The organism is Bacteroidota bacterium (genome assembly GCA_039714315.1).
Lineage (GTDB): Bacteria > Bacteroidota > Bacteroidia > Flavobacteriales > JADGDT01 > JADGDT01.
In genome coordinates, this window is the sequence record JBDLJM010000077.1 from 1 (window position 1) to 14936 (window position 14936).

At 35.3% G+C, this 14936-nt stretch carries 13 protein-coding genes; all 13 read right to left on the reverse strand.

Annotated features, from left to right (window positions below):
• Positions 1-45: 45 nt before the first annotated feature.
• The gene (locus ABFR62_08770) at positions 46-600 is read right to left on the reverse strand and encodes an exonuclease domain-containing protein (GenBank protein ID MEN8138514.1); all 555 of its coding nucleotides are present in this window, start codon (positions 598-600) and stop codon (positions 46-48) included.
• A 100-nt stretch (positions 601-700) separates the two neighbouring features.
• Positions 701-2245, reverse strand: coding sequence for a long-chain fatty acid--CoA ligase (locus ABFR62_08775; GenBank protein MEN8138515.1), 1545 nt, complete (start codon positions 2243-2245; stop codon positions 701-703).
• 267 nt (positions 2246-2512) lie between these two features.
• The gene (locus tag ABFR62_08780; protein ID MEN8138516.1) at positions 2513-3583 is read right to left on the reverse strand and encodes a M20 family metallo-hydrolase; all 1071 of its coding nucleotides are present in this window, start codon (positions 3581-3583) and stop codon (positions 2513-2515) included.
• 110 nt (positions 3584-3693) lie between these two features.
• The gene (gene argB, locus ABFR62_08785) at positions 3694-4461 is read right to left on the reverse strand and encodes an acetylglutamate kinase (protein ID MEN8138517.1); all 768 of its coding nucleotides are present in this window, start codon (positions 4459-4461) and stop codon (positions 3694-3696) included.
• A 74-nt stretch (positions 4462-4535) separates the two neighbouring features.
• Positions 4536-5486 (reverse strand): N-acetylornithine carbamoyltransferase, encoded by a 951-nt coding sequence (locus ABFR62_08790; protein ID MEN8138518.1) that lies wholly within the window; start codon positions 5484-5486, stop codon positions 4536-4538.
• Positions 5487-5537: 51 nt separating this feature from the next.
• Positions 5538-6662, reverse strand: a complete 1125-nt coding sequence (locus ABFR62_08795; protein ID MEN8138519.1) for an aminotransferase class III-fold pyridoxal phosphate-dependent enzyme — start codon at positions 6660-6662, stop codon at positions 5538-5540.
• A gap of 105 nt (positions 6663-6767) precedes the next feature.
• Entirely contained in the window at positions 6768-7745 is a 978-nt protein-coding gene (gene argC / locus ABFR62_08800; GenBank protein ID MEN8138520.1) for an N-acetyl-gamma-glutamyl-phosphate reductase, read from the reverse strand.
• A 78-nt stretch (positions 7746-7823) separates the two neighbouring features.
• Entirely contained in the window at positions 7824-9008 is a 1185-nt protein-coding gene (argG, locus tag ABFR62_08805) for an argininosuccinate synthase (protein MEN8138521.1), read from the reverse strand.
• Between the two features lie 69 nt (positions 9009-9077).
• The gene (locus tag ABFR62_08810; GenBank protein MEN8138522.1) at positions 9078-9749 is read right to left on the reverse strand and encodes a GNAT family N-acetyltransferase; all 672 of its coding nucleotides are present in this window, start codon (positions 9747-9749) and stop codon (positions 9078-9080) included.
• Between the two features lie 593 nt (positions 9750-10342).
• Positions 10343-10762: a hypothetical protein gene (locus tag ABFR62_08815; protein MEN8138523.1), complete on the reverse strand. Its 420-nt coding sequence runs from the start codon at positions 10760-10762 to the stop codon at positions 10343-10345.
• A gap of 23 nt (positions 10763-10785) precedes the next feature.
• A complete protein-coding gene (locus ABFR62_08820) occupies positions 10786-12294 on the reverse strand; it encodes an SLC13 family permease (protein MEN8138524.1) in 1509 nt (502 codons plus the stop codon).
• A 100-nt stretch (positions 12295-12394) separates the two neighbouring features.
• The gene (gene rmuC, locus ABFR62_08825; GenBank protein MEN8138525.1) at positions 12395-13774 is read right to left on the reverse strand and encodes a DNA recombination protein RmuC; all 1380 of its coding nucleotides are present in this window, start codon (positions 13772-13774) and stop codon (positions 12395-12397) included.
• Between the two features lie 341 nt (positions 13775-14115).
• Positions 14116-14766, reverse strand: a complete 651-nt coding sequence (locus ABFR62_08830; GenBank protein ID MEN8138526.1) for a DUF2459 domain-containing protein — start codon at positions 14764-14766, stop codon at positions 14116-14118.
• Positions 14767-14936: the final 170 nt, after the last annotated feature.

The window sequence follows — 14936 nt, forward strand, 5'->3', positions numbered from 1 at the left end:
TTTTTAAAGTAAAAAAGAGACTTTAATAAGTAGTATTATAGAGATTTATACCAAATAAACTCCCCTATTAACCAGTTGATAAATAATTCTCGCCTCCATAACTGCATCATCCAAACCTCTGTGCTTTTCAATTTTTACAATTTCGGGAAATAGCTTATCCCATGCTTCCTGTGCAGTAGGCCATTTACAACAACTGCCGTTTCTTTTTGTAAGCCTGAAGTATTTAGTACTCTCTCTCATTGGATCCGGTATATCTTTACCAAAATCAAATCCTCTGCTTTTTAGAAAATCAATATCAAATGGTCTGTTCCAGGCAGTAATTCTATTTCTATACCTATCTAATATTTGTTGAATTTCACTTTTATAATTATTAAGCGACAGAGCACCTCTAACATCATCATGATCCATAAATCCATTAGCAAAAATCCATGCATTATGGTGACGGGCTGACAAATGAGCTTCTTTAAACCGCTCATCAAACAATTCTTTTACCTCTCCTGTAGTTAAGTCCAACTCTACCATTCCTAATTCCAAAATACAATCTCTTCGATGATCAAAACCTGTAGTTTCTATATCCAGTACCAAAATTTTACTTTCCATAAATGTACTTTCTCTTAATTACACTCCATTTAAAATGAAATTATTCTACAAAAAACTCGGGACTTAAATTAATCCCGAGTTCTATAAGATATTATTCTTTCTATTTTCTAAGCTCTTTCTTCAGAATCTTACCTGTTGCACTCATAGGTAATGCATCCAGAAATTCTACATGTCTTGGATATTTATAGGCAGCAATACGTTCTTTAGTCCACTCTATTAATTCGCTATCCGAAACAGACTGACCTTCCTTAAGAACTACGAATGCTTTAGTATCTTCTCCTAATTTTTCATCCTGAATCCCTACCACAGCAACCATTGATACAGCTTCGTGTTTCATCATTACTTCTTCTACTTCTCGTGGATAAACGTTTAAACCTCCACGATTTATCATATCCTTGGTTCTGTCAACAATATAGTAGAAACCATCTTCATCTTTTGTAGCTACATCACCCGAATGTAACCATCCGTTTTTAAGAGCACCCCTATTGGCTTCAGGTTTTTTGTAATACCCTTTCATCACATTAGGTCCTCGGTAAATTAGCTCGCCTTTTTCGCCCAGTGGAACTTCATTTCCTTCTTCATCAACTACTTTTACTTCTACTCCGTAAACCGGTGTTCCTATACTTCCTGCCTTACGCCCAACTTCCAGCTGGTTAAAAGTAACAACCGGCGAACTCTCAGACATTCCATACCCCTCAAGTATAGCTACATTAAATTTCTCTTCAAAATCTTTTATAACCTGAACCGGTAAAGAAGCACCTCCTGAAACAGCCATTCTTAAATTAGATGCAATTTTTTCTATATCAAATTTGCTGTTTTTATATTGTAATAACCCCCAATACATAGTTGGTACACCAGCAAATAATGAAACTTCATATTTTTGCATTGTAGCTAATACATCTTCAGCATCGAAACGCGGCATTAAAATATTTGTTGCTCCTCTATATAATGCTGCATTCATCTGTACCGTCATTGCAAAAATGTGAAACAATGGAAGTACAATCAACTGCACATCTTCTGATGTTGCCCTAAGAAGATCTGCCGACAAAACTGCATTGGTAAATAAGTTACTATGAGATAATTCTGCCCCTTTTGGACTTCCTGTTGTACCGGATGTATATATAACAACAGCTGTATCATCTGCACCCGTTTGAACAGTATCAAATACCGGTGACTGATCTTTCATCAGCATTCCAAGTGTTTTAACATCGGCAACAGAAGAAGGTTGAGTTGGATCAGCTGTAATCATAAAAAAGTTTTCGCAACTCTCAACCTGTTCAAATCCGGCGTATCCTTCTTTCCCCATAGGAAGAACATCGTTTCCTTCGAAGCACAAATATGCTTTTGCTTCAGAATCTTTAAGGTGATAAGCAACTTCATCTTTCTTCAATAAAACACTCATTGGAACAACACTTGCCCCTGCTTTCAAAATTCCAAAATATACCATTGGAAAATATGGAAGGTTTAAAGAGCTTAATGCTACTTTATCTCCTTTTCCAATACCCATAGAACTTAGTCCATTAGCGATTTGATTTGCTGCTCCGTTTATTTGTGCATAAGACAATTTTTTATCCATGAAGATAAATGCATCCTTATTAGGATATTTCCTCGCACTATCTTCAAGTAATACTGATAGATTTAACATATTATCTGTTTGTTTGTTTCTTATTTATACTTAATCAACCATTTCTTTTATAAAATTTTTCTAAATATATTCATATTGAAGTACAGATACAATACGTATATATAGAAAACTTTATATAAAACTCCGCTACCACAAACTACCAGTCTCATTATTAGTATTTTACATACAAAAAATACCCGATTAACTTTATAATCGGGCATTTCTATATGTAGATAATTATTATTTTAAGATATCTGTAAGCTATTTACAGAAATAATAAAGAGGCAACTAGCTCACTACCTCCCCAACAATCTTAATATAAAGCTCAATTCCCTCGTGAATCTCACTAATTTTAATGTATTCATCGGCAGTATGTGATCTCGCACTGTCACCCGGCCCCATTTTTAAGGATGGTTGTTTAATAAATGCCTGATCGCTCAAAGTTGGAGAACCGTATGTAGTTCTTCCAAGCTTTAGTCCTGCCAGTACTATAGGATGATTTTCTGGAATAAAAGACGGATTAAACCTAATTGAACGCGGATCTATTTTCGAAATTGTATTCTTATCAATTATATCAAATATCTCATGGTTTGTATAAGCATCTGTTGAACGAACATCAACCACATATTTACAAGTTGCAGGAACCACATTGTGTTGCTTACCTGCCTCAATTTGAGTGACAGTCATTTTCACCTTCCCCAAAGCTTTAGACTCTTTATCAAACTCATAACTCTGAAACCACTCAAGATCTTTCATCGCATTGTATATAGCATTTTCACCTTCATCTCTGGCGGCATGTCCCGCTTTTCCGGGAGCAAAACCTTCAAGAACCATTAATCCTTTTTCAGCTACTGCAAGTTGCATTTGTGTTGGCTCCCCTACAATTGCAAAGTCAAATTTTGGCAAAACCGACTCCAGTAAACTCCCAAGTCCTTTTGGTCCTGAATTTTCCTCTTCTGCAGTGATGGCAACAACTATATTATATTTTAAATCTTCACGATCGTAGAACCAAAGAAAAGTGCTCAACAATGATACTCCACTAGCACCGGCATCATTACTTCCCAAGCCATATAAAACATCTCCTTCCACATCAGGAGAAAATGGATCGCGTGTATATCCCGGGTTTGGCTTAACGGTATCGTGATGCGAGTTGAACAAAACCGATGGTTTGCTCTCATCGTAATACTTGTTTACAGCCCAAACATTATTTACTGTTCTGTTAACTTTTTCAACTCCGTTAGACTCAAGAAAATCAACCAAAATTTCGGCTGTTTTATCTTCCTCTCCCGATATTGAAGGTGTTGCAATAAGCTTTTTCAAAAGCTCTACTGCATTATTTTGTAATGCTGATATTTTCATAATTAAGCTCTTTGCGAACTTTGCGATCTTCTTTGCGAACTTTGCATGAAATCTAACCTGAGTTTCATGCAAAAACCGCAAAGTTTTTTACGCAAAGGGTGCTAAGTTATTTAAAGAACTAAGCTCGTATGCTTAGCTGTATTATCATTTACATAATCAGTACTTGCAATTCGCACTACACTCACTCCTTTACTGAGTGCCTCAAACGAATTGTCAAGTTTAGGTATCATTCCATCTGCAACAATTCCGGCAGCTTTTAACTCGGCATATTTTTCGGTGTTAATATTTTCTATTACACTTTCCTTATCATTAATATCCTTCATTACTCCCGGTAATTCAAATACATAAACCAACTCTGTATCTATTAGCTTAGCCAGTGATTTAGCAACCTCCGAAGCAATAGTATCGGCATTTGTATTTAATAACTGTCCGTTCCCATCGTGCGTAATAGCAGAAAAAACTGGAATTATTCCCATTTCGCTAAACTTCAAAATAGTTTCCCCATTTCCTTGTTTAACATCCCCAACATTTCCAAAATCTATAGTCGGATGATTACGTCGGTCGGCTAACAAAACATTTGCATCAGCACCTGTCAAACCTAAAGCATTAACACCTTTTGCCTGCAACTTAGCCACTACATTCTTATTTACTAAACCTGCATAAACCATTGTAACCACATCGAGCATAGCATCATCAGTAATACGGCGACCTTCAACCATCTTCACTTCTATTCCCATGTCTTTTGCCAGCTTAGACGCTACTTTTCCCCCACCGTGAACAAGTACTTTCGGCCCTTCTATTTTAGAAAAACTTTCGATAAACTCATCAAGTGCTACCGGATTATCGATTACATTACCTCCTATTTTTATTACTTTCATATTATACTGTTTGGGGTTTGGGGTTTGGGGTTCGATGTTTTAAACACAAACATCAAACTACAAACATCAAACAATTAGTCACTCTCAAGTATCTTCTTCAAAACAACCTGCGCTGAATATGTGCGGTTATTCGCTTCCTGAATAGTGATATTTCTTTCTCCATCCATTACATCATCAGCAACAACAACATTTCTACGTACGGGTAAACAGTGCATAAATTTACCGTTATTGGTATTTATCATCTTAGCCTCGTCAATCATCCATGAATAATCAACTTCTCCTGCTTTACCATAATTTTCGTACGAACTCCAGTTTTTTGCATAGATAAAATCAGCTCCTTCAAAGGCCTTATCCTGATCGTATTCTATCTCTACTCCTTCGGTTTTTGATGGATCTAATTCATAACCTTTAGGGTGAGTTATTACCAAATCAACCTTCTTTGAGTTTTTCATAAACTCGACAAAGGAATTTGATACTGCCTGAGGTAACAACCTCGGGTGTGGAGCCCATGTAAGGACTACTTTTGGTTTTTCAACTGTTTTATGCTCCTCTATTGTTATCAAATCTGCCAAGGCCTGCAATGGGTGACCTGTTGCACTTTCCATGCTAACTATTGGTTTTGTTGCATACTTTTTGAAAGCAGTGATTACAGGTTCTGAATAATCCAATTCTCTATCCTCTAAGCCGGGGAAAGTTCTGATAGCAATAATATCGCAATACTGTGAGATTACCTCGGCAGCTTCTTTTATGTGCTCTGCCTTTCCTTCGTTCATAACAGCTCCGTCTTCGAACTCCAAAGCCCAACCATCGGAACCGATATTCATTACAATTACGTTCATTCCAAGATTAAATCCCGCACGTTGAGTGCTTAAACGCGTTCGCAGACTCGGGTTATAAAAAATCATTCCCAGAGTTTTATTCTCTCCTAAATGTTTGTGCTCAAAAGGAGCATTTTTCAATACTATGGCTTCTTGTACAAGTTGGTCAAGATTCTCTATGTCTTGTATGGATGTGTAATTTTTCATTGTAATATTATTTTATACGTCATTCCGACCTAAACCCGCCTGGACGTTGTTTTATAGCGATGATACTAACGCTTCTTTAAACTTCTTCAATTCTTCGCTCTTAACTGTAAGCGATGGTAAGATTCTCAACAAATTTGGGTTTGAGGCATTACCTGTCAGCATTTTGTGGTCAAACAAAACTTTCTTTCTCAAATCGGCTACAGGGAAATTAAACTCAACTCCCATCATTAATCCTCTACCTTTTATTTGCTTTACCTCAGCTATATCAGAAAATAACTCTCTGAATTCTACTTCTTTCTGAGCTGCATTCTCTAATAATTCTTCCTCTTTGATAATATCTAAAACCGAAATAGCTGCTGCCATTGCCAGGTGATTTCCTCCAAATGTTGTTCCCAACATACCAAAACTGGCTTCTATGCTATCGTGAACTAATACTCCCGCTACAGGAAATCCATTACCCATTCCTTTTGCTGTTGTTATAATATCGGGCTTTATATCGTGATGCTGGAAGGCAAAGAATTTACCACTTCTACCATATCCCGATTGAATTTCGTCGAGAATCAACATTGCTCCGTTTTCTTTTGACAGTTTCTCTACTGCTTTGAAAAATTCTGTTGTTCCCTCATCAAGTCCTCCAACTCCTTGGATTCCTTCGATAATTACCGCAGCAACATCTCCTTTCTTCAACTCTACTCCAAGGGCAGCTTCATCGTTCAATGGTAAGAAAGTAACCTGATGACCTTTGTTTATCTCAGCTTGTATTTTTGGATTTTGCGTAGCCGCTACAGCTGCAGAAGTACGTCCGTGAAATGCTTTATCAAATGCTATCACACGACCTTTTCCTGTTTTAAACGATGCTACTTTTAAAGCATTTTCGTTTGCCTCGGCTCCTGAGTTACACAAAAACAAGTTGTAATCATCACAGCCCGAAATCTCTCCAAGCTTAGTTGCCAATTCTTTTTGCAAAGGATTTTGAACAGAGTTTGAATAAAAACCAATTTTCTCAATCTGATCCTGAATTGCCTTTACATATTTTGGATGAGAGTGACCAACAGAAATTACTCCATGACCACCGTATAAATCCAAATATTTTTCTCCTTTATCATCCCACACATACACATCCTGAGCTTTCTCAAGTGTTATGTCGAATAGTGGGTATACATTGAATAAATTCATTTCTTTACTGGTTACTGGTTATTCCCTTCGACTTCGCTCAGGGCAAGTGTTGCTGGTTGCCTGTTACTAGTTTAAAACTAGAAACTAGAACCCGGGAACTAGCATCTAAAAATACTGCGCACTCAATCTCAATCCGGCTAATTCATCGAAACCAAACATTAGGTTCATATTCTGAACTGCTTGCCCCGATGCTCCTTTCGACAGGTTATCGATTGTTGATGTTACCAATAGCTTGTCGCCGTATTTTGCCAGATGTACCAAACCTTTGTTTGTCCCTACCACCTGTTTCATGTGGATTTTATTCTTGGAAACAACTACGTTTTCTGAGTCTTTATAGAAATTTTCGTATATCTCGTAAGCTTCTTCAACCGTGCCTTCAAACTTAGTGTACATTGTTCCAAAAATACCTCTTGCAAAGTCACCACGACTTGGCAGGAAGTTAATTTCCTTATCGAAACCGGCTTGTAATTCCACAATGCTTTCTCCTATTTCGCCAAGATGTTGGTGAGTAAACTCTTTATATGTAGAAAAATTATTGTTACGCCACGAGAAGTGAGTTGTTGCCATTGGCTTTACTCCTGCTCCAGTAGATCCTGTAACATAATTTACATGCAAATCGTCTTTAAGCAATTGCTTTGATGCAAGCGGAAGAATAGCAAGCTGGATTGCTGTTGCAAAACATCCCGGATTAGCTATATAATTTGCTTTTTTTATAAGTTCACGATTTGTTTCAGGCAAACCGTAGATGAACTCTTTCCCCTGAAATACCATATCGGCATTCAAACGAAAATCGTTACTTAAATCTACTATTTTAGTATCTGCAGAAAACTCGTTAGCCTCTAAAAATGCACTTGAATTTCCGTGTCCGAGACATAAGAAAACTACATCTACATCTTTATTAATTTCACTTGAGAATATTAATTCTGTATCTCCTATCAAATCTTCGTGAACATCGGAAAGTTTATTCCCGGCATTCGAAGTTGAATAAACGAAATCAATCACCGCCTCAGGGTGGTTCACTAATATTCTACAAAGTTCTCCGGCTGTATATCCGGCTCCGCCTATTATACCTGTTTTTATCATTTTATAATGCTTTTGCCTTTTGGCTTTTGGCTGTTAGCTTTTGACAACTGCCAAGAGCTAAAAGCCAAGAGCTAAATGCTATTTTTTATTAACCGAGTGATATATCTTATTCGAAGTAGAAAGAATCTTAATAAATCCTTTAGCTTCTTCTGAATTCCACAATTTGTTTACTTCTCCGTAATCGCCAAATTCGTTACTCATCAAATCAAATGAAGACTTTATTCCGTTTATCTGGAATGTATATGGCATTAACGTTAGCTCTACGCTTCCTGTAACTGATTTTTGAGAACTTTCGAGGAATGCTTCAATATCTCTCATTATAGGATCAAGATATTGTCCTTCGTGAAGCAACATTCCGTAAAAATCTCCCAATTGAGCTTTGTGGTATTGTTGCCACTTAGATAAAGTATGTTTTTCTAGTGCCTGATGGGCTTTTATAATCGTAATTGCTGCAGCAGCTTCAAAACCTACTCTACCCTTTATACCAATAATTGTATCTCCAACGTGTATATCTCTACCTATTGCATACGCTGACGTAAGCTCTTCAACCTTCAAAATTGCATCTAACGAAGAAAAAGTTTCACCATTTACACCTGTAATCTGACCTTTTTCAAATTCAATTGAAATTGTGTCCGGCTCCGTTTTGGTAAGCTGACTGGGGTAAGCAGAATCCGGTAAAGCCTTATGCGAAGTAAGTGTTTCAGCACCGCCTACAGATGTTCCCCAAATACCTTTATTGATAGAATATTGTGCTTTTTCCCATGCCAGATCAACTCCTTTTTCTTTTAAATAACTAATTTCCTCTTCTCGAGTTAGCTTCATATCCCGAATAGGAGTGATAATTTCAATACCCGGTGCCAGAGTTTGGAAAATCATATCGAACCTAATCTGATCATTTCCTGCGCCCGTACTTCCGTGAGCTACAGCATCGGCTCCAACTTCTTTAGCATATTCAATAATTGCAATAGACTGAAATACTCTCTCAGCAGATACAGATAATGGATAAGTGTTATTTTTAAGAACATTACCATAAACCATAAATTTAATGGCCTTATCATAATACTCTTGTGTTATATCTAAATTCACATGCTCTACAGAACCCATTTCTTGGGCTTTAGCAGTAACTACCTCTAATTCTTCTTTCGAAAATCCTCCTGTATTTACTAAAACCGTATGAATTTCATAACCTTTTTCTATTCCGAGATACTTTAAACAATATGTTGTATCTAAACCTCCGCTATATGCTAATACTACCTTTTTCATCTGTTTATAATCTTATGTTTTGATCTTTTCATCACTCAATACGACATAAAACATCAAACATTATTTATTTTACTTACTAAATGTTAAGAACAAATATTTCTTTGATTTCTTAATTTTCTTTGCTGTTAAAAACAACGATTGTTTTATTCTTTTAAGTCTAGCTAAAACCTTTGATTTTTCCTCAAAATTGAACTTTTCCTCATCATCTTTGCGTTCAGGATCGTATAATAATCCGGTACAAAGACACATTTTGTGATTTGTCCTTTTTAGAACATCATAATTCACACAAGTTTTACATCCTTTCCAAAAGGAATCATCCTGAGGTAGTTCAGAAAAAGTAACAGGTTTATAACCTAATTCAGTATTGATTTTTAAAACAGGTAAGCTTGTCGTTATTCCAAAAATCTTTGCTTTTGGATACAACTCCATAGAATAATTAAAAATTTTAGCCTTGATTTTTTTTGCCAATCCTAAATTTCTAAAATCCGGGTGAACAATAAGTCCTGAATTTACCAGAAACTTTCCTCCCTGAAATATCTCTATATATGAGAATCCGGCAAACCTTCCGTCTTCAGCAATAGCTATAACAGCCTTTTCCTCTTTTATCTTTGCCTCAACATATTCAAATGAACGTTTTGCAATACCTGTTCCCCTGGCATTTGCAGAAGTCTCAATAGTATCAAGTATTTCATTTACATACTTAACATGCGAAGCATCACTGACAAATACGTCTATATTCATAAACTATGAATTAACAATCATTAATTATATCTTGACAATTAATGTCAAACCTATTACTCTTAAACTTATGTTGGAATATCTATAACATGAAATAAAATGGTACGTAACCATTCACTAATACCTATACACGCACAGGGCGGCGGCGGTATAAAATCATAGCACAGCGGCGTGTAGAATACTCCGTTGATGTAGAATTTGTATGTGCTATTATTTTAATCACTTTTGTTCTGTTTAGTGCTGTAAAAATATAACTGATTTTTCATTTAAGAAATAAAAATTACGGAAAATAATCACATCTCCGCATTTAATATCAAAAATCAACATTTAACACTTTTCAGGTAATATTTTAAAACAACGTCCCCTCTATTTCCTAAAAACAATTAGTTTATACAACTTAAATAAGCAGTAAAAACAAAAGAAAGGACAATTAATCATTAGACTATTCAATTAAATATCGGGGAATTTTGCTGTTAGCAATAATATTTTTTACAATTCATAGAATTATTTTCCTGAATTATCAGGACACTTAACAGTGTCATAATAAACTATAAATTCTTATTAAGAATTTAAAATTTAGTCTTTTCGCCAATTTATTATTTACCGTATTTTAATTTAAGTCCGTCCGCAACCCTGCCTAAATTAAGCCAGCCATACAGGTATTCATTACCTTGTGATTTTGAAAAAACCCGAACAGCCCCATAAACATTTTCACGACGAATTTCATCATAATATAATATACTGCTATAAATACCTCTAAAGTACCATGAGCCATCCTTTTCTTTAATTTCAACAGTAAACTTCGCTCCTTCCTCTTCCGGAATATCAATTACAGCAACAAAGTTCTTATCCTTTTTACTTTCAATTTTATAACCCAGCCATGATAAATAACTCTCAATTTGTTCATCACTGTAATCCTGGTTATTATGTACTATTGTATCTGTACCATCAACCTGATTTATCATTCCACAAGATGAAATTATTATGGACATTATTAAAAGGATAATTTTCTTCATAAACTTGCTTTGTTTTTAGTTAGTTAATCGTTTATTACTGCCCATTCCGGCATCTCGGTAATATCGATATCGAAAACATAAATAGCAAAAAAGTAAACTCCGGTAGTCACTATTGCCACACCGATAAAATTCAACCAAACTCCGGTTCTCACCATATCTATCACCTTCAATTTATTTGTTCCAAAAACCACAGCATTTGGAGGTGTAGCAACCGGCAGCATAAATGCCAGTGATGCTGCTAATGTTGCGGGCAACATTAAAACCAATGGATTTACCTGAATCTTCACAGCTATCCCTGCCAAAATTGGTAATATCATCTCAGTAGTGGCTGTGTTTGACGTCAATTCGGTTAAAAAAGACATCAATAAGGCCGTTAAAGCTATTATCAATAATGGAGGTAACTGCCCTATAAACTGAAGTTGTTCACCAAACCAAATCGCCAATCCAGATTCTACGAAACCCTGTGCCAGAGCAAAACCCCCACCAAACAACAAAACTATATGCCATGGCAGCTTAGCTATGTCACCTGTTTCAAGTAATCGTGTGTAATTAGGGTTCTTCGATGGTATCAGATATAAAATAAATGCTACTACTATCGCTACGGTACCGTCATTTATATATTTCGGTTTATTGAACAACTCTACCCAACCGGGAATATTAAAGGAATCGAATTTAACTCCGGCCCTGAAAATCCATAGAAGAGCCAGTGTAATAAACATAAACAGGATAGCTTTCTCGTCATAACTCATTATTTTGAGCTTACTATACTGCTTTTCTATAATTTCATCACTACCACTTACTTCATTTTTCGGGCGATACATAAAATACAGTAACACCCAGGCTATAAAAAACATTACCATACTAATAGGTAATGCAAATACAAACCATTGGGTAAATGAAATTTCAGGGGCTTCAGGAAATATTATAGAAAAGATTCTGGTAAAAGACAGGTTTGGCGGAGTTCCCAGTAATGTAGCTATTCCACCTATGGAAGCACCATAGGCAATTCCAAACAAAAGCCCTGTAGAGTATTTAACTGCATCATTTTTTTCGAGATACTCACCGGATTTAGAAATTATCGATATTGCTACAGGTACCATCATCATTGCGGTAGCTGTATTCGACATCCACATAGACAAAAACGCTGTAGCCAGCATAAATCCAAAGAGTACTTTTGCAAAACCGGTTCCTGTTAAAAGTAAAATTTTTAAGGCAATACGTCGGTGTAAGTTATGTTTCTCCATAGCTATTGCCATCAAAAAACCACCGATAAACAGGAATATAATATGATTAATATAAGCAGCGGAAACATCTTTACCATCCATTATTCCAAACAATGGAAAAAGTATCACCGGCAAAAGAGCTGTTACACCAATCGGAACAGCCTCACTGGCCCACCAAATTGCCATTAATACAGCAATAGCCAAGGTATAGGTAATTGCAGGCTCTCCGGGTTTTAAATCCGCAAATATTGAAATCAACAAAAAGGTTATGATTCCAATTATTACGAAGATGTTTTTGCGGGTTAGCATTTAGGATTGTTTAGTAATATAAATATATTGGATATTTTTGATTTATTGCCACTAATTGCTAATTAATAAACTGCCTTACGGCAGTTTTTATTACTCAAAATCAACTATCTGTCAAATCTACTTCAGGTAAAGACTTTTCGGTCTTAGCTCCCAGATCTTTCAGCTTTTGTACCTGCCCAAGAACATTACCCCTGCCCTCTGACATCTGATTCATGGTTTTGTTAAAAATACCCTGAGTTTTATTGAGACTTGCTCCTATCTCATTCAATCCCTCCACAACTGAAACAAATTTATCGTAAAGCTTACCTCCCCTTTCTGCTATTTCCAAGGCATTCTGATTTTGATATTCTCGCTTCCATAAATCCGACAGCATCTTTAATGCAGCAATCAGGTTCGTTGGACTGATTAATAAGATTCTCTTTTTATATGCGTAATCCCAAAGTTTTGAATCGTGTTTTATAGCTTCGAGATAAGCAGGTTCTATCGGGATAAACATCATTACAAAATCCAGCCCTTTAGCAAAATTCTGATAGCTTTTCGCACTCAACATATCAATATGTCTCTTTATTGAGCTTATATGATTTGTAAGGCTTTCTTTTTGTTCTGTCACTATATCGGCCGACACATACCTTTCGTAATCCAGCAGTGAAACTTTTGAGTCAATAATTATTTTACGCTGATCAGGATAATTCATAATAACATCAGGCTGCATTTTTTTTCCTGATTCATCTTTTAAAATTTTACCGTCATCATCCTTCAAAAATTCCTGTACATGATACTCCCTGCCTTTGGTCAGCCCTGAATTTTCAAGAATATTTTCAAGAATCATCTCACCCCAGTCTCCCTGAGTTTTTGAAGAACCTTTTAAAGCCCTGGTTAGATTATGGGCCTCTTCGCTAATTTTTGAATTTAAAGCAACCAGCTTTTCTATCTCCTTTTCGAGAGAAAATCTCTGCTTATTTTCCTTTTCATAGGTTTCCTCAACTTTGCTTTTAAAATCATTGATATTCTTTCCCAACGGATCGAGGATAAGCTTCAAATTATCCTGATTTTGCTTGCTGAACTTTTCACTTTTTTCTTCAAATATTCTATCGGCAAGAACTTTGAATTCATTTGTGAATTTATCTCCTATACCCTCTAATTCCTTTTTCTGATTTTCCAGCTTTTCATTTAAACCGGCCTGCTTTTCGGAAAGTGAAATGTTTTCTTTCAGCAGTTCCTGATTTACCTGTTGAAGTTCACCGAAATTGTCTTTAGCAGATACTAATTCAAGTTCTTTTATTTCTAATTTACTTTTTTCGTTTTCCAAGCGTTCATTAAATACTGCTACATCCGAATTCAAATTTTGATTAACGGCCAATGCATTGTCTAGCTTCTCTTCCAGCTCTACCCTATCTTTCTTATTTCTAAACAGAATAAAACCAATGAGGATACCAACAGCTAATGATATAATGATTGAAAATATAAGTTCTTGCTCCATATTTTTTGCAGATAATTTACCTTGCTAATATATGAAGTCTGTTTTCAATATTTAATAATCATTATAAAAAGTCCGCAATAAAATCTATTTTCGGATAATTCATTTGTTTAATAAGATCTTTAATACGTTTACTATTATTTTTTGACTTAATAATTTTACGATAAACTATAATCTTAATACTGATATGATAGCAAATAAAATTTATCCAAAATGAATTAAAAAAAGTATTTATTAACTGTTACGGTAGATATACTTTTTTTTACATCTCACAAATATTTCCCCGTGACTCTTTAGGTTTAACATTTCTATTCTATATCTGCTAAAAGTAAATATAACTGTAGTTATTTTTTATGCATATTAAGAAGTCCGAAATCAAAAGGTGTCCACAAACACGCTTTTATATCACTTTCCTTTAATCCTGAATTTACCCAGCTATTGCATGTATTAAAACAGGTAAAACTTCCCATAGCTTCGTAAAAATTATCATTATTTGAATAGCCCCTGTTATTCAGTTTTATCTTTTTATTATGAGAATCTAAACTAAATGTCCTGTATATATATCGGTTGATTTTATTCAGTTGATCTTGATTAACTTTTATTTCTGTCCAATCTCCATGGATTATTGAATACCTGTTTACACGTATTAAAGCGGAGCTTTTGATAAACAGTGCTCTACAGGCAGTACTATATGTTAAATCATCCCAAGTTGGTGTATTGAGGTAAAAATTCCTGTCGCCCCAGCCAAATGCATAAAAATTATCGTTTTGGGATTGTTTTAGACCGTCTAAAAGTATAGAATCCAGTTGATTTTCGGCTATTATTATATTCAGGTGAATTCCATTTGATTCTAAATAAATTGACTTGTTTTTCACTGAATTATCATCCTTAGTATTTACAGGGATAAATGTTAGTAGTAGTGACAGTAGAAAATACCCAACAGGAATTAATACAATTGTAATAATCCATTTTAATATCTTCTTAATAGTCTTCATATCTTACCAGCTTTGGCAGTATCACTTATGCAAATAGGAATAATTGAATAAGTTACGCATTTTATAAATGATTACCGTAATAAACAACATTTGATTGAAGGTACATTTATCATTTATCCCTTCGCTACGGTCAGGTCAGGACATGCTTTCCTCTTTTATCTTTCCTCTTT

Excerpts from the sequence above, each read along its gene's own strand:
- argG (MEN8138521.1), bottom strand. The coding sequence starts at position 9,008 with ATGAAAAAGGTAGTATTAGCATATAGCGGAGGTTTAGATACAACATAT.
- ABFR62_08830 (MEN8138526.1), bottom strand. The coding sequence starts at position 14,766 with ATGAAGACTATTAAGAAGATATTAAAATGGATTATTACAATTGTATTA.
- ABFR62_08810 (MEN8138522.1), bottom strand. The coding sequence starts at position 9,749 with ATGAATATAGACGTATTTGTCAGTGATGCTTCGCATGTTAAGTATGTA.
- ABFR62_08775 (MEN8138515.1), bottom strand. The coding sequence starts at position 2,245 with ATGTTAAATCTATCAGTATTACTTGAAGATAGTGCGAGGAAATATCCT.
- ABFR62_08820 (MEN8138524.1), bottom strand. The coding sequence starts at position 12,294 with ATGCTAACCCGCAAAAACATCTTCGTAATAATTGGAATCATAACCTTT.
- ABFR62_08795 (MEN8138519.1), bottom strand. The coding sequence starts at position 6,662 with ATGAATTTATTCAATGTATACCCACTATTCGACATAACACTTGAGAAA.
- ABFR62_08780 (MEN8138516.1), bottom strand. The coding sequence starts at position 3,583 with ATGAAAATATCAGCATTACAAAATAATGCAGTAGAGCTTTTGAAAAAG.
- ABFR62_08770 (MEN8138514.1), bottom strand. The coding sequence starts at position 600 with ATGGAAAGTAAAATTTTGGTACTGGATATAGAAACTACAGGTTTTGAT.
- argC (MEN8138520.1), bottom strand. The coding sequence starts at position 7,745 with ATGATAAAAACAGGTATAATAGGCGGAGCCGGATATACAGCCGGAGAA.
- ABFR62_08815 (MEN8138523.1), bottom strand. The coding sequence starts at position 10,762 with ATGAAGAAAATTATCCTTTTAATAATGTCCATAATAATTTCATCTTGT.
- rmuC (MEN8138525.1), bottom strand. The coding sequence starts at position 13,774 with ATGGAGCAAGAACTTATATTTTCAATCATTATATCATTAGCTGTTGGT.
- ABFR62_08790 (MEN8138518.1), bottom strand. The coding sequence starts at position 5,486 with ATGAAAAATTACACATCCATACAAGACATAGAGAATCTTGACCAACTT.
- argB (MEN8138517.1), bottom strand. The coding sequence starts at position 4,461 with ATGAAAGTAATAAAAATAGGAGGTAATGTAATCGATAATCCGGTAGCA.